14 protein-coding genes are annotated in these 15,049 nt (G+C 44.7%); 10 read left to right on the forward strand and 4 right to left on the reverse strand.

Features of this window, described 5'->3' with window-relative positions; genetic code table 11:
• Positions 1-26 precede the first annotated feature (26 nt).
• Together ACWYU8_RS19680 and ACWYU8_RS19685 are read right to left on the reverse strand one after the other, a co-directional pair.
• A complete protein-coding gene (locus ACWYU8_RS19680; RefSeq protein WP_457521448.1) occupies positions 27-770 on the reverse strand; it encodes a copper homeostasis protein CutC in 744 nt (247 codons plus the stop codon).
• A gap of 269 nt (positions 771-1,039) precedes the next feature.
• Positions 1,040-1,645, reverse strand: coding sequence for a peroxiredoxin C (locus ACWYU8_RS19685; protein ID WP_457521449.1), 606 nt, complete (start codon positions 1,643-1,645; stop codon positions 1,040-1,042).
• A gap of 198 nt (positions 1,646-1,843) precedes the next feature.
• On the opposite strand from ACWYU8_RS19685, the gene ACWYU8_RS19690 reads away from it, so the two are divergent.
• The 3 genes from ACWYU8_RS19690 to aceA all read left to right on the forward strand — a co-directional run bounded on the left by ACWYU8_RS19690 (position 1,844) and on the right by aceA (position 6,434).
• Entirely contained in the window at positions 1,844-2,749 is a 906-nt protein-coding gene (locus ACWYU8_RS19690) for a hydrogen peroxide-inducible genes activator (protein WP_457521450.1), read from the forward strand.
• Between the two features lie 606 nt (positions 2,750-3,355).
• Complete coding sequence (gene aceB / locus ACWYU8_RS19695) at positions 3,356-4,984, forward strand: malate synthase A (protein ID WP_457521451.1); 1,629 nt, start codon at positions 3,356-3,358, stop codon at positions 4,982-4,984.
• 139 nt (positions 4,985-5,123) lie between these two features.
• Positions 5,124-6,434 carry an isocitrate lyase gene (gene aceA / locus ACWYU8_RS19700; protein ID WP_457521452.1) on the forward strand — a complete coding sequence of 437 codons (1,311 nt, stop codon included), beginning with the start codon at positions 5,124-5,126 and terminating at the stop codon, positions 6,432-6,434.
• A 117-nt stretch (positions 6,435-6,551) separates the two neighbouring features.
• Here the strand turns inward: aceA and ACWYU8_RS19705 are convergent, their stop codons facing one another.
• Positions 6,552-7,010, reverse strand: coding sequence for a CBS domain-containing protein (locus ACWYU8_RS19705; protein WP_457521453.1), 459 nt, complete (start codon positions 7,008-7,010; stop codon positions 6,552-6,554).
• 384 nt (positions 7,011-7,394) lie between these two features.
• Here ACWYU8_RS19705 and queA point away from each other — a divergent pair, with 384 nt between their 5' ends.
• The 7 genes from queA (at position 7,395) to ACWYU8_RS19740 (ending at position 14,098) form a co-directional block, all read left to right on the forward strand.
• Positions 7,395-8,447, forward strand: a complete 1,053-nt coding sequence (gene queA / locus ACWYU8_RS19710; RefSeq protein ID WP_457521454.1) for a tRNA preQ1(34) S-adenosylmethionine ribosyltransferase-isomerase QueA — start codon at positions 7,395-7,397, stop codon at positions 8,445-8,447.
• Positions 8,448-8,593: 146 nt separating this feature from the next.
• Positions 8,594-9,727, forward strand: coding sequence for a tRNA guanosine(34) transglycosylase Tgt (gene tgt, locus ACWYU8_RS19715; RefSeq protein ID WP_457521455.1), 1,134 nt, complete (start codon positions 8,594-8,596; stop codon positions 9,725-9,727).
• Positions 9,728-9,891: 164 nt separating this feature from the next.
• Complete coding sequence (yajC, locus tag ACWYU8_RS19720) at positions 9,892-10,221, forward strand: preprotein translocase subunit YajC (protein ID WP_005424903.1); 330 nt, start codon at positions 9,892-9,894, stop codon at positions 10,219-10,221.
• Positions 10,222-10,242: 21 nt separating this feature from the next.
• Positions 10,243-12,099, forward strand: coding sequence for a protein translocase subunit SecD (secD, locus tag ACWYU8_RS19725; RefSeq protein WP_457521456.1), 1,857 nt, complete (start codon positions 10,243-10,245; stop codon positions 12,097-12,099).
• A gap of 14 nt (positions 12,100-12,113) precedes the next feature.
• A complete protein-coding gene (gene secF / locus ACWYU8_RS19730) occupies positions 12,114-13,061 on the forward strand; it encodes a protein translocase subunit SecF (protein ID WP_457521457.1) in 948 nt (315 codons plus the stop codon).
• Positions 13,062-13,228: 167 nt separating this feature from the next.
• Positions 13,229-13,645, forward strand: a complete 417-nt coding sequence (locus tag ACWYU8_RS19735) for a hypothetical protein (RefSeq protein ID WP_457521458.1) — start codon at positions 13,229-13,231, stop codon at positions 13,643-13,645.
• Positions 13,646-13,759: 114 nt separating this feature from the next.
• Positions 13,760-14,098, forward strand: a complete 339-nt coding sequence (locus ACWYU8_RS19740) for a hypothetical protein (RefSeq protein WP_457521459.1) — start codon at positions 13,760-13,762, stop codon at positions 14,096-14,098.
• A gap of 76 nt (positions 14,099-14,174) precedes the next feature.
• On the opposite strand, the gene suhB is transcribed toward ACWYU8_RS19740, so the two are convergent.
• Complete coding sequence (gene suhB / locus ACWYU8_RS19745; RefSeq protein WP_457521460.1) at positions 14,175-14,978, reverse strand: inositol-1-monophosphatase; 804 nt, start codon at positions 14,976-14,978, stop codon at positions 14,175-14,177.
• Positions 14,979-15,049 lie beyond the last annotated feature (71 nt).

A 15,049-nucleotide genomic window follows, 5' to 3' on the forward strand; every position in this document is an offset into this window, starting at 1 on the left:
CTCAATCGAGCCGCATTTCGAGTTTTCTATCTGAGAGCTGCGATTACGTCGGAAATGGCTTGTGAGCTGGTGACAGGAATCGTAAAGTCATCGACATCAGTAGCACCCATTTTGCTTTGGCTGGCGACAAAACTCATGTGGCTTCGGCGTGTACTTTTACCCGAAAGGTGTATTTCTTGTACCTGAGTTTGTTGCGCCAGTGTGCGTACGTTCTCTGAATTAACACCCGCGCCAGCCATGATGCTAATGCGTCCATTGGCTTGTTCTACCAAAGACTTTATAACTTCACTGCCCTGAGGGGCGGTTGGAGCAAGACCTGAGGTCAGAATTCGTTCACAACCTAAACTTATAACATCTTCCAAGGCTTGTTCGGCATTACGGCACTGATCAAAAGCGCGGTGAAAAGTGACCCCTAATTCAAGCGCCTGTGCAAATTCACACAGTGCTGTAGCAAAGGGAAGATGAATATCGCCTGCGTGGGTTAATACACCCAGAACCACCCCATTTAAACCTGCGTGATGTACGGCTTCGATGTCCTGGCGCATGATTTCAATTTCCTCTTCGATATAGAGGAAATCACCCTGACGCGGACGAATCATTGCATAGACAGGAACTGTAGACAGCTTGGCGGCTTGCCGCATAAAACCGTAACTCGGAGTCAGGCCACCTAAGGCAAGCGATGAGCAAAGTTCAATGCGAGTTGCTCCACCAGAAATGGCATGATGAAGAGATTCGATATTATCGATACAGACTTCTAACTGAGTGATCACGTTGTTGTTCCGAATGATTATTTACTGCTAAATAGTATCAGGCACAAGTATGAGAATCTTGGTGGGAGGTAAGGAAAATAGAGGTAAATTTATTGCTTCGTTGTTACCTCGTTTGCTTTACAGGCAGGAAAAATAAAGCCCAGAGTGAATACTCTGGGCTTTGATTTGACTTTACTTAGACTGATTGGCGTTTGCGGATTTTCCGCTATAGCTTTTGCTTTATATACATCCAACCATATCACCCATTGAGCTTGGGTGAGGGTCTATGATTACGCTAGGTCACCAGCGAATTCAGATAGGAACGCTGCAACACCTTGTGGAGATGCGTCCATACCTGCTTTACCTTCTTCCCACTGAGCAGGACATACTTCGCCGTGCTTTTGGTGGAAGTTAAGAGCGTCAACCATACGTAGCATTTCGTCGATGTTACGGCCTAGTGGTAGGTCGTTAACTACTTGGTGACGTACAACGCCTTCTTCGTCGATTAGGAAAGAACCACGGAAAGCAACGCCTGCTTCTGGGTGCTCAACGTCGTAAGCCTTACAGATTTCGTGCTTAACGTCAGCAACTAGTGGGTACTTAACTTGACCGATACCGCCGTTTTCAATAGCAGTGTTACGCCATGCGTTGTGAGAGAACTGAGAATCGATAGAAACGCCGATTACTTCAACGCCTTTAGCTTGGAAATCAGCCAGACGGTTGTCGAATGCGATTAGCTCAGATGGGCAAACGAAAGTGAAATCTAGTGGGTAGAAGAACACAACGGCTTTCTTACCTTTAGTGAATTCTGCAAAGTTGAAGCTATCAACGATTTCACCGTTACCTAGAACAGCTGCTGCAGTAAAATCAGGGGCTTGACGACCTACTAGTACCATTTTTTGCTCCTAAGAAATTATGGTTAGTTCCAAGACGAATACGGTATTGTTGTCTTGGTCCGTATTAATTCGAGACAAACTATAGTACAGATTGTAGTATTGAAAAAAGCGAATTAAATAGATTGAGTTAATCGAAAAAAACGATAATAAAAAAACATTACCTCGATCACTAGAGTAGTGGTAAATATTAATACAATTATGAATAAGTGGCCTAGCCTAAAGCAGTTACACTATCTGGTGACGCTGCATGAAACACGACATTTTAGTGAAGCTGCAGTACGATGTTTTGTCAGTCAGTCAACCTTGAGTAAAGGGATTCAAAACCTTGAAGATTTGATTGGCTGCCCTTTATATGAAAAGAAAGATAAGAAGAGCCCGTTAGTTTTCACACAGACTGGCGAAATTGTCGTAAAGCGTGGTCGTGAATTACTGGCGAAAGGGCAAGATTTAGTCGAGCTTGGCCGAATGTGCCAGGGCGATGACATGCAGGGGCAGCTAAAAGTAGGTTGTATTCCAACGATAGCGCCTTTCTTGCTGTGCGACCTGGTTCAGGAAGTCAATTACCGTTTTCCGCAACTGAACCTGTTACTTAGAGAAGATACGACAAATAACTTGTTGCAGGCACTGCGGCACGGCGAACTGGATGTGCTAATCCTTGCTTTACCAGTAGAAATAGAAGGGATGGAAAGCCGTGTGGTGGGCAAAGACCCATTTCGTATGGTTATCAGCGCAAATCAAGTTGATTCTGTGCCGATACCGATTCGTTACGCTGATCTGCCAGATGAATCCGTGTTTCTTCTGGAGAAAGAACACTGTTTGACCGAACATGCCGTATCGGCTTGTAAGTTGACAGATAAAGAGAAGATTAATCCATTTACCGCAACCAGTTTACATACTTTGGTGCAAATGGTCGCGAATGGATTAGGGACAACCTTTATTCCACAGATGGCCATCGATCACGGGCTCCTGCATAACCAAAACTTAGTCGTAATTGATCCTCCCGGTCAACAAGCTTACCGCGAAATAGGTCTTGTCTGGCGTCCAAGTTCATCCCGCACACATACATTCAATCAACTTGCAGATGTCGTATCTGAACTGCTTTAGCTATTAGTATTAGCCCACTTCATGCCAATATCCCCCTAAAAGCACACTAGAAATGGTGTGCTTTCTAGCATTTTATTCTGTTGGTAAACTTTAACTTGTAAAATTTTACAGCTTTTCTTTGATGAAGATTTCATAAAATAGTGAAATTACACAATGTTAATTTTACACATATCACTCAGTGTCGTGTTTAAGCTTCGTTTGAATTCATCCATCCCGTCCTTGTGAATACAAGGATTCCCCGCCTAATACTCTATTCATACAGCTGTTTTAAATGATTATTATGTCAAAAAATTTATGTAATTTAATTACGTAATAACTTACAAAAACGACTCAAATATAAGCTGTTTATTTGGTGCCGAATAAAACTTCGAATTTCAGTTTTTGTTTATCTTGGGGGTTCCTCTAAATCCTTTGTTGATATAGCTTATTTGAAGGCCGGTAAGACTTATGTCTAGATTGAAAAAGCACGCTGATTTACGCAATCTACACATACGGCCTTCAGAGATGAACACAAAGTTTAAAGATGTAATTTGTTGTTCATAACTTACAAATGTAGCTTTTCGCTGACTGCCCAAGATTGATAAAGCACGTTAAGGATGAATGATTATGCTTGCTCAGACAGAACAAAAAACACAACCAACGAAGCAGACCCAAGGCATGCTTGAGGTTACTGGTGCACTTGCTCCGGAACATCAGGCAATTTTCCCTTCAGAGGCCCAAACCTTCTTATCACTGCTTTGTGAAAAATATGCCGGACGTGTAGAACAACTGCTGCAAGCTCGAGAAGAAAAACAAGCACGCATCGATGCGGGTGCACTGCCAGACTTTTTGCCAGAAACACAAGACATTCGCGAAGGAAGCTGGAAGATCTTGGGGATTCCACAAGATCTACAAGATCGCCGAGTGGAAATCACTGGTCCGACGGATCGCAAAATGGTGATCAACGCTCTGAATGCGAATGTAAAAGTGTTCATGGCAGATTTCGAAGACTCGATGTCCCCAGCTTGGAGTGCTGTTCTTGATGGTCAGGTAAACCTGCGTGATGCCGTTAACGGTACCATCAGTTACACCAACCCAGGCAACGGTAAGCATTATCAGCTGGCAGATGATCCAGCGGTGTTGATCTGCCGTGTACGTGGTCTCCACTTAAAAGAAAAACACGTGACATGGCATGGTCAGATCATTCCAGGCGCACTGTTTGATTTTGCTTTGTACTTCTACAACAACTACAAGGCGCTATTACAAAAAGGCAGTGGCCCATATTTCTATATCCCTAAGCTGCAATCTCACCACGAAGCGAAGTGGTGGAGTGAAGTGTTCCATTTCACCGAAGAATATTTTGGTCTGGAAACTGGCACGATTAAAGCGACCGTTCTTATTGAAACGCTGCCAGCTGTATTCGAGATGGATGAAATTTTGTTCTCTCTGAAAGAGCACATCGTCGGTCTGAACTGTGGCCGCTGGGATTACATCTTCAGTTACATCAAAACACTTAAGAACCACCCGGACCGTGTTTTACCAGACCGTCAGGTCGTGACTATGGATAAGCCATTCCTGAATGCTTACTCACGACTACTGGTACGCACTTGTCATAAACGTGGTGCATTTGCGATGGGCGGCATGGCAGCTTTCATTCCTGCCAAAGACCAACAAGAAAACCAGAAGGTTCTGGATAAGATTCACAACGATAAGTCTTTGGAAGCCAACAATGGTCACGACGGAACTTGGGTTGCGCACCCAGGTCTTGCAGACACTGCGATGGAAGTGTTCAGTGCCATCCTCGGTGAGCGCTCGAACCAACTGGATGTTAGTCGCTCAGAAGATGCACCAATCACGGCTGCTGAACTGTTAGAGCCATGTGAGGGACAGCGTACAGAAGAAGGTATGCGCCACAATATCCGTGTTGCTTTGCAATACATCGAAGCATGGATCTCTGGCAACGGCTGTGTGCCAATCTACGGCCTGATGGAAGATGCGGCCACAGCAGAGATTTCTCGCGCTTCTATCTGGCAATGGATTCAACATGGTAAATCGCTGGACAACGGCCAACAAGTTACAAAAGAACTGTTTGAGTCCTACTTACAAGAAGAAGTGGAAGTAGTGAAACAAGAAATAGGAGAAGAGCGTTACCAAGCAGGTCGCTTTGTGGAGGCTGCGCAACTGATGGCGAAGCTGACAACCAGCGATGAGCTGACGAACTTCTTAACCATTCCAGGGTACGACTACCTGGACTAAGAATACAAATATTTAGATTAACAATATAAACACAAAACCAATAACGTGAAGGACTTTGACGGCAGAGATGGATGTACTGCCTGAGAACGGGAACTCAACGCACATACAAAAAGTGCAAATTATAAAGAGGGATAGACCAATGACATTAACTCGCCGCCAACAAATTGAAGCTCTAGAAAAAGACTGGGCAACGAATCCACGCTGGAAAAACGTGAAACGTACTTATACTGCTGAAGAAGTTGTTGAGCTTCGTGGCTCTATGGTGCCTGCAAACACAATTGCACAACGTGGTGCAGACAAATTGTGGTCACTGGTCAACGGTAGCTCGAAAAAAGGTTACGTAAACTGTCTGGGTGCACTAACGGGTGGTCAGGCTGTTCAACAGGCAAAAGCAGGCATCGAAGCGATTTACCTTTCTGGTTGGCAGGTTGCTGCGGACAATAACACCGCTTCAACAATGTACCCAGACCAATCACTATACCCAGTAGACTCAGTCCCTTCTGTTGTTAAGCGCATCAATAACTCTTTCCGTCGCGCTGACCAAATTCAGTGGGCGAGCGGCAAGTCTCCAGAAGATGAAGGTGGTATTGACTACTTCCTGCCAATCGTAGCGGATGCGGAAGCAGGCTTTGGTGGCGTACTTAATGCTTACGAACTGATGAAATCTATGATTGAAGCGGGTGCTGCAGGCGTTCACTTTGAAGACCAGCTAGCGTCAGTTAAGAAGTGTGGTCACATGGGTGGTAAAGTACTGGTTCCGACTCAAGAAGCGGTGCAAAAATTGGTTGCAGCTCGTCTGGCAGCAGACGTAGCGGGCACAACAACGCTGGTTATTGCACGTACGGATGCCAATGCGGCAGACCTTCTGACTTCAGATTGTGATCCATACGATCAAGACTTTATCGAAGGCGAGCGTACTCAGGAAGGTTTCTACCGTGTGCGTGCTGGTATCGACCAAGCTATCTCTCGTGGTCTGGCTTACGCACCATATGCAGATTTGATCTGGTGTGAAACAGCAACCCCTTGTCTGGAAGAAGCTCGTAAGTTTGCAGAAGCGATTCACGCTGAGTACCCAGATCAACTACTTGCTTACAACTGTTCTCCTTCATTTAACTGGGAGAAAAACCTGGATGCAGAAACCATTGCTAAGTTCCAGCAAGAGCTTTCGGACATGGGCTACAAGTACCAGTTCATTACTCTGGCGGGTATCCACAATATGTGGTTCAACATGTTTGAACTGGCACATGCTTATGCTCAAGGTGAAGGTATGCGTCATTACGTTGAAAAAGTACAGCGCCCAGAATTCCAGGCAGCAGAAAAAGGTTACACATTCGTAGCTCACCAGCAAGAAGTAGGTACTGGTTACTTCGACAGAATGACCAACACGATTCAAGGTGGTAACTCATCGGTTACAGCACTAACGGGTTCTACAGAAGAAGACCAATTCTAATTAGTTAGGCAAAATTTCGATTTCCCAAAACGACGCCAGTAGTGGCACATTGAGCGGCAAAATTGCCGCTCTTTTTTTCACTTCAGAAATGATGTTTACTTTAACTTAACGCGATTTTTAGAGTGTTTCTTCGTCTGGCTCGATCTCTTCTGGTTCGACTTCTTCTTGTAGCTCAAGCAAGTTAATCGCGATGGTCACAAAGTCGCTATCTGTAATAATTCCGACCAAGTGCCCTTTATTGACCACAGGTAAACAGCCGACTTTATGCTTTTGCATATAGATGGCACTTTCTTTTAATCCTGCTCGCGGCTCTGCAGTCATGATGTTGGTGTGCATCATTTTGTCGAGACGCGTATCTAAAGTGAAAGATTGTTCAGCCTCATCAGGATGCAAGCTAGATTCTTGCGCGGCGAGAATATCACGTTGAGTCACCAAGCCTTGTAAATGTCTATCGGCATCAACAACCGGGATGTGGCGAATTTCGAGCGCTTCCATCATATTTTTTGCATCACGCAGGGTGTGCGATCGAGAAAGAGTATGAGGGTTGCGAGTCATCATGTCTTCAACCTTGATCATAGAGACCTCCAATGACGTTATCCTTTTTCTAAATATAGAAAATATTTAACGATATATCTGAGACTCACCCCGTTTTTTATCAATAAAATATCTTGATGAAACCCGCTCTGTTTTTTACTGCACAGTGAGTTATTTATCTATAATTTCATCACTTCGAAGCGGCCTGTTGATGTGCGAGTGAGTTGGATTAGCTCGCTTGCATTGTTAACGATTTTTGAATTTAAACCACTCGAACTTTAAATCGTTGCCGCGTCCGTAAACCAAGTCATTTTCGCTGAACCTAGCATCTCGAGGTTATTTGGGTATACTAGTCTGCCGCGAAAAACTCGTCGCAATTTTATCGCCCTCGTTGGTATGATTTGAACCATTTAAAAGACAAGTAACATGCAAGTATCAGATTTCCATTTCGACCTTCCAGATGAACTCATCGCTCGCTACCCTCAGCCAGAGCGTACTGCCAGCCGACTACTGCAAATGGATGGTAATACTGGTCAGATTGTTGATGGCACATTTACCGATGTATTGAATCAAGTTCAACCGGGTGACCTGGTGGTTTTCAATAATACCCGTGTTATTCCTGCACGAATGTTTGGTCGCAAAGAATCTGGCGGCAAGCTCGAGGTGTTGGTGGAGCGTATGTTGGATGATAAGAGCATCCTGGCTCATGTGCGTTGTTCCAAATCACCAAAACCGGGTACTACCATAATTGTTGGCGAGAACGATGAATATTCAGCTGAAATGGTGGCTCGTCATGATGCACTATTTGAGCTGAAGTTTAACTCTGATAAGACGGTGCTGGAGATTCTGGAAGAAATTGGCCATATGCCACTTCCACCATACATCGACCGCCCAGATGAAGACGCCGATAAAGAGCGTTACCAAACGGTTTATAACCAAAAGCCAGGTGCCGTAGCTGCGCCAACAGCAGGGCTGCACTTTGATGATGTTTTATTAGACAAGATCAAGGCAAAAGGCGCCGAGTTTGCGTATGTTACCTTGCATGTTGGTGCGGGTACGTTCCAACCAGTTAAAGTCGACAACATTAACGATCACCACATGCATGCAGAGTATGTAGAAGTACCGCAAGAAGTGGTGGATGCTATTCATGCAACTAAGGCTCGTGGCGGTCGCATTATCGCCGTGGGTACGACTTCAGTTCGCTCGCTGGAAAGCGCAGCGCAAGATGCGCTGAAGAAGGGCACGGAGCTCGTTCCTTTCTTCGGTGATACCGAAATTTTTATCTACCCTGGTTACGAATACCAGCTGGTGGATTGCTTGATTACGAACTTCCACCTGCCTGAATCTACATTGATCATGTTGGTGAGTGCGTTTGCTGGTTACGAGAACACCATGAATGCCTATACGCATGCGGTAGAAAATAAATACCGCTTTTTCTCGTACGGTGATTCAATGTTCATCAAGAAGAAAACTGCATAGCTAATAATAGCTTTACGAGTGCTAGCAGTAGGCTAGGAAATAAAGCGGAAACTCTGCTTTGTCTCTCGCAAGGAAAGGCGACCGCTCCTTAATGGGGACTATCCCGAAAATATCGTCAGACTGTTTCTCTGACACCCGGAGGCATCGTGAAATTAAAATTCGATCTTAAGAAGAAAAACGGCACTGCTCGTCGTGGTCAATTGACTTTCGAACGTGGCACTGTGCAAACTCCAGCATTTATGCCAGTCGGTACGTACGGTACTGTTAAAGGCATGACACCGGAAGAAGTAAAAGGTACCGGCGCAGAAATTCTGCTAGGTAACACATTCCACCTCTGGTTACGTCCTGGTCAGGAAGTGATGAAAATGCACGGCGACCTGCACGATTTCATGAACTGGCATGGTCCTATTCTTACCGATTCAGGCGGTTTCCAGGTATTCAGCCTGGGTAAAATGCGTACTATCACTGAAGAAGGTGTGCATTTCCGCAACCCAGTAAATGGCGACAAGATTTTCATGGACGCAGAAAAGTCGATGGAAATTCAAAAAGATCTGGGTTCTGACATCGTAATGATTTTTGATGAGTGTACGCCATACCCAGCGACACACGACGAAGCGAAAAAGTCGATGGAAATGTCATTGCGTTGGGCGCAACGTTCACGCGATCACTTCAATAAGCTTGAAAACCCGAATAACTTGTTTGGTATTGTACAGGGCGGTGTTTACGAAGACTTACGCGATGTGTCAGTTAAAGGCTTAACAGAAATTGGTTTTGACGGCTATGCTGTTGGTGGTCTTGCGGTAGGTGAACCTAAAGAAGACATGCACCGTATTCTTGAGCATACGTGCCCACAATTGCCAGAAGACAAACCTCGTTACTTAATGGGTGTTGGCAAACCAGAAGATTTAGTAGAAGGTGTACGCCGCGGTATCGACATGTTTGACTGTGTAATGCCAACGCGTAACGCGCGTAATGGTCACCTATTTGTGACTGGTGGTGTGATCAAGATCCGTAATGCGAAACATAAAACGGATACAACACCGCTAGATCCGCACTGTGACTGTTACACTTGTCAAAACTACACTAAGTCGTACCTTCATCATCTAGAGCGTTGTAATGAAATATTGGGTGCACGTCTTAATACGATCCACAACCTGCGTTACTACCAGCGTTTGATGGAAAGTATTCGTAAGGCGATTGATGAAGATCGTTTCGATGAGTTTGTTGAAGAGTTTTATGCTCGTCGTGACCGCGAAGTGCCACCACTAAGCAAAGCTTAAAAAATGAAAGCCTTTGGCATGTCGCCAGAGGCTTTTGCTAATAAAATAGGCTAACGCACGTTATTTTTGAGAGAGTGATCTCTATTAGTCACTTTCATACTTGAATCTTAACTGCGAAAGCCCAATTTGTTGGATTATCAATAAAATATAATGAGGATGTTTTAATGTTTATTTCTCAGGCTCATGCAGCAGCAGAAGGCGCACCAGCAGGCGGCGGTTTTGAAATGCTAATCATGCTTGGCATGTTCGCAGTGATCTTTTACTTCATGATTTACCGCCCACAAAGCAAGCGAGTAAAAGAGCACAAAAATCTAATGTCTTCTATGGGCAAAGGTGACGAAGTTCTAACCAGCGGTGGTCTAGTAGGTAAAATTACTAAGATTGCTGAAGACAATGATTTCATTTCAATCGAGCTTAATGCAAACAATGAAGTTGTAATCAAAAAAGACTTCGTAACTGCAGTGCTGCCTAAAGGTACGCTTAAGTCTCTATAAAACAGCTAAAGGGTCCTCGCTGTGCTAAACCGTTACCCATTATGGAAGTACTTGATGGTGCTTTTTGCTGTCATCACAGCTGCATTATATGCACTTCCAAATATCTACGGTGAAGATCCGGCTATTCAAGTTACAGGGGCGCGCGGCGCCTCTGTAGATATGTCAACGCTGGATGCTGTCACTACTGCTCTTGATAAAGAGCAACTCTCTCATAAATCCATTGCTCTCGAGAATGGATCAATTCTTGTCCGTTTTACTGACACTGATACTCAGATTAGTGCCCGTGATGTCATCAGCGAAGCGCTTGGCAAAGACAAAATTGTTGCACTTAACCTTGCTCCTTCTACTCCTGACTGGTTAGAAGCCATTGGTGCGTCTCCACTAAAATTAGGCCTTGACCTGCGTGGTGGTGTTCACTTCCTGATGGAAGTGGATATGGATGCCGCCATGGAAAAACTGGTTGGTCAGCAAGAAGAAGCTTTCCGCACTGAACTTCGTGACGCTAAGATTCGTTACCGCGCAATCCGCCCTTCAGGTAAAGAAGCGGTAGAAGTACTCCTTCGTGATGAAGCGCAGTTGGCTGAAGCGAAAAGTACGTTGGAAAAGAATCACCCTGACATGAACTTTGTCGAGTCTGATTCTAATGGTCGCTTTGCTCTGGTTGCGACGTTCACTGAGCAACGTTTACAAGAGATTCGTAACTACGCGGTAGAACAAAACATCACCATTCTTCGTAACCGTGTAAACGAACTGGGTGTTGCTGAGCCACTTGTTCAACGCCAAGGTGCAAGCCGCATTGTGGTTGAACTGCCTGGTGTTCAGGATACCGCCCGTGCAAAAGAAATTCTGGGTGCAACAGCAACACTGGAATTCCGCGAAGTGGATGATAAAGCTGACTTAGCAGCGGCGGCCAATGGTCGTGCGCCAGCAGGCAGTGAAATCAAACAAGATCGCGATGGTCGTCCTGTTGTGCTGAAAAAGCGCGTTATCTTGGGTGGCTCAAGCATCACGGATGCGAGCTCAAGTGTTGATGAATATGGTCGTCCTCAAGTTAACATCTCGCTAGACAGCGAAGGTGGTAACAAGATGTCTGCGTTCTCGAAGAAGAACATCGGTAAGCTGATGGCGACGGTGTTTGCTGAGTACAAAGACAGCGGTCGTAAAACGCCAGAAGGCAAAGTTATTCTGACGAAGCACGAAGAAGTCATCAACCAGGCGACGATTCAGTCTGCGCTTGGCCGTAACTTCCGTATCACAGGTATCGACTCTGCTGCAGAAGCTCACAACCTTGCGCTACTACTACGTGCGGGTGCTCTAATTGCCCCTATCTCTATCGTGGAAGAGCGTACCATTGGTCCGTCAATGGGTCAGCAAAACATCGATATGGGTATTCAGGCATGTATCTGGGGTATGGTCGCGGTAATGCTGTTTACACTGCTTTACTACCGTGGTTTTGGTCTGATTGCCAATATTGCATTGATGGCTAACTTGGTGCTGATTATCGGTGTGATGTCGATGATTCCAGGTGCGACGATGACGCTGCCGGGTATCGCCGGTATCGTATTAACCGTTGGTATGGCGGTTGATGCGAACGTACTGATTTTTGAGCGCATCCGGGAAGAAATTCGTGATGGTCGCAATCCACAACAAGCGATTCACCAGGGTTACGCGAACGCATTCAGTACCATTGCCGATGCGAACATCACTACACTTATCACTGCAATCATCTTGTTTGCTGTTGGTACAGGCGCAGTGAAAGGTTTCGCAGTAACGCTATCTATCGGTATCTTAACTTCAATGTTCACCGCCATTATTGGTACACGTTGTATCGTGAACCTTCTGTACGGTGGCAAACGCGTTAACAAACTGTCGATCTAAGGCTGGGAATTAATATGTTTCAAATTCTAAAAGCAGAGAAGACGATCGGCTTTATGCGTTGGTCGAAAGTGGCATTTGTTTTTTCAATCTTCATGATTGCTGCTTCTATCTTCACATTATCAACCAAATGGCTGAACTGGGGCCTGGACTTTACAGGTGGTACGTTAATTGAGGTGGGCTTTGAAAATCCAGCTAACCTTGAAGAAATCCGTACATCTCTAGATGCAAAAGGTTTTGGTGATGCGACCGTACAGAACTTTGGTAGTTCTCGTGAGGTGATGGTTCGCCTTCGTCCACGCGATGATGTCTCTGGTGAAACGCTGGGCAACCAGATCATCAGTGCAATCAAAGTTGGTACTGGTGAAAGTGTAGAGATGCGTCGTATTGAGTTCGTCGGTCCAAACGTTGGTGATGAACTAACGGAAGCGGGTGGCTTGGCGATCTTGGTATCGCTACTCTGTATCCTGATCTACGTATCAATGCGATTTGAATGGCGTCTTGCTGCAGGTGCAGTATTGGCACTGGCGCACGATATCATCATCACGCTAGGCGTCTTCTCATTCATGCAAATTGAAGTTGACCTTACCATCGTTGCTGCATTGTTAACGGTAGTCGGTTACTCGCTTAACGATACGATCGTCGTATTTGACCGTATCCGTGAGAACTTCCGCAAGATGCGCAAAGGTGAACCTGGAGACATCATGGATGCTTCAATTACTCAAACATTGAGTCGTACACTGATCACTTCAGGTACCACATTGTTTGTAGTGATTGCTCTGTTCTTACAGGGTGGTGCTATGATCCACGGTTTCGCAACCGCGTTACTACTTGGTATTACGGTTGGTACTTACTCTTCTATCTATGTTGCATCGGCACTTGCCCTAAAACTGGGTATCCAGAAAGAGCACTTGATGCCACCTCAAGTAGAAAAAGAAGGTGCAGAGTTCGACGAGATGCCATAAGGCAGATTGAGAACCTGATACAAAAAAACCGCTGAATGTTCAGCGGTTTTTTTGTATCTGATAAACTTGAAAATTGCAATTTTCTTTGACGTGTTTCTAGCGGAGTATTCTACGTTTTGATTGGCTAATTAAGACAAGCTATGTTTAGACTTTTTCCGGAGAGAGAAATGTCAAGACAAGCAGAAATCAAAGTACAGCTGCTGAAGTTTATAGAGGTTTCGTACAAGTTCAATAAAGGGATAACTACAAAGTTAGTCACCGGTGGAAAACGATTTAAGTTAGCCGTTGATGATTCTGGAAAAGTCACTCTATCGGGTGAGTTAGGGTTTACAAAGTTCGAAGTTTCAAGAGAATTAGTTGAGGAGCTAGGCATCAAACTCCTCTCAGTATCAGTCACTTTCCAAAGCAGTAGCGACGGGGTGTTAACCTACAATGGAAGTGTTTCATTTTTTGGTGTCGTGGCTTTTGGTGTTACAGGTCAAGTAAATATACGAGAACTCGTCGAACAGTGTGAATGGGGATTGTGCAAATACAGGTTTAAGCCGAGTAAAATTGATCAAGCTCTTCGTGAAGCTGGAGTGTAAGTTGTCATGGTCAAAAAAATCCTGACTATCCTATGTCTGACGGGTTTACCTAACATATCTATTGCAAACAAGTTTTACGACACATATATGTCTATAAGACTTAGCTTGTATAAGATGCAGTACGATGAAGTTATTAAAGTGATAGCCCAACCCGACCTTACTCTCAGTGAAATCGATGACATTAAATCCCATCCAGTCAAATTTGGTCACAAGTTTCCTTTTGTGTCTTCAATTTCATCGAGTTTAATTACAGAGCTCTCTTACTTTGAAAGTACAGATAAGGATGGTTCTGTAGGTTGCCTTTCCGTAAACGGATTTGGAGATATATATCAACCTGTCACAGTCTCTTTGTTATTCGAATTGAGCGAACAAGTATGGAAAGTAAAACAGGTAAAAATAGATCAGCTAGCTGACTATGATCGATTTTACAAAGAAGCTGACTGTTCAAAATAAAAAAAAAAAAAAAGCCCCGCTCGGAGAGCAGGGCTAATCAAGATTCATCAGCGTGATAGGCTGACTGCAAAATCTATTACTTAAGGATCGCGCTGTTACCGTTTTCGCGAATGTGCTTAAGGATAGATTTCACGCCACGAGCGCTAGAAGCAACGATGTTGCCAGACTTCAAGTAGTCAGTACCGCCAGCGAAGTCAGTCAGGATTGCACCCGCTTCACGAGCAATCAGCTCACCTGCAGCCATATCCCAAGGTTTTAGACCTAGCTCGAAGTAACCATCAACACGGCCAGCTGCTACGTAACATAGGTCAAGCGCAGCAGAACCACTACGACGGAAGTCTGCACATTCTGTAAATAGAGAGCCAACGATTTTGATGAAAGACTCAGAGTGCTGCTTCTGCTTGAATGGGAAACCTGTCGCAAGAACAGTACCTTGAAGATCTTTAAGCGGAGTAACACGGATACGTGCGCTGTTTAGCTGTGCACCAGCACCGCGTTGTGCAGTGAATAGCTCGTTTTGCATTGGATCGTAAACACAAGCAACTTCAGTTTTGCCTTTGATACGAACTGCAATAGACACAGCGAAGTGTGGGTAACCTTTTACAAAGTTATTGCTGCCATCCAGTGGGTCGATGATCCATTGTACGTCTTTATCTTTACCTTCGATAAGACCTTGTTCTTCAGCAACGATGCAGTGCTCTGGGTAAGACTGCTTGATAGTATCGATGATGATGTATTCTGCTTCTTTGTCTACGTTAGTGACAAAGTCATTAGTGCCTTTAAGTGTAGATTCTACTTTATCTGTGTTTTCTAATGATTTAGCAATATGATTGCCTGCCTTTCGCGCAGCGCGAATAGCAATGTTTAGCATTGGATGCATACGAATTTCCCAACGGATGTTAAAGAACGAATAAAAGCGGCGGCGAGTATACCAAAGATAAATGAAAAAGG

This window comes from Vibrio limimangrovi, assembly GCF_054064025.1.

Coding starts and splice junctions, on each gene's coding strand:
- aceA (WP_457521452.1), top strand. CDS start 5,124: ATGACATTAACTCGCCGCCAACAAATTGAAGCTCTAGAAAAAGACTGG.
- ACWYU8_RS19740 (WP_457521459.1), top strand. CDS start 13,760: ATGCAGTACGATGAAGTTATTAAAGTGATAGCCCAACCCGACCTTACT.
- ACWYU8_RS19705 (WP_457521453.1), bottom strand. CDS start 7,010: ATGATCAAGGTTGAAGACATGATGACTCGCAACCCTCATACTCTTTCT.
- aceB (WP_457521451.1), top strand. CDS start 3,356: ATGCTTGCTCAGACAGAACAAAAAACACAACCAACGAAGCAGACCCAA.
- ACWYU8_RS19690 (WP_457521450.1), top strand. CDS start 1,844: ATGAATAAGTGGCCTAGCCTAAAGCAGTTACACTATCTGGTGACGCTG.
- suhB (WP_457521460.1), bottom strand. CDS start 14,978: ATGCATCCAATGCTAAACATTGCTATTCGCGCTGCGCGAAAGGCAGGC.
- yajC (WP_005424903.1), top strand. CDS start 9,892: ATGTTTATTTCTCAGGCTCATGCAGCAGCAGAAGGCGCACCAGCAGGC.
- queA (WP_457521454.1), top strand. CDS start 7,395: ATGCAAGTATCAGATTTCCATTTCGACCTTCCAGATGAACTCATCGCT.
- ACWYU8_RS19685 (WP_457521449.1), bottom strand. CDS start 1,645: ATGGTACTAGTAGGTCGTCAAGCCCCTGATTTTACTGCAGCAGCTGTT.
- ACWYU8_RS19735 (WP_457521458.1), top strand. CDS start 13,229: ATGTCAAGACAAGCAGAAATCAAAGTACAGCTGCTGAAGTTTATAGAG.
- secF (WP_457521457.1), top strand. CDS start 12,114: ATGTTTCAAATTCTAAAAGCAGAGAAGACGATCGGCTTTATGCGTTGG.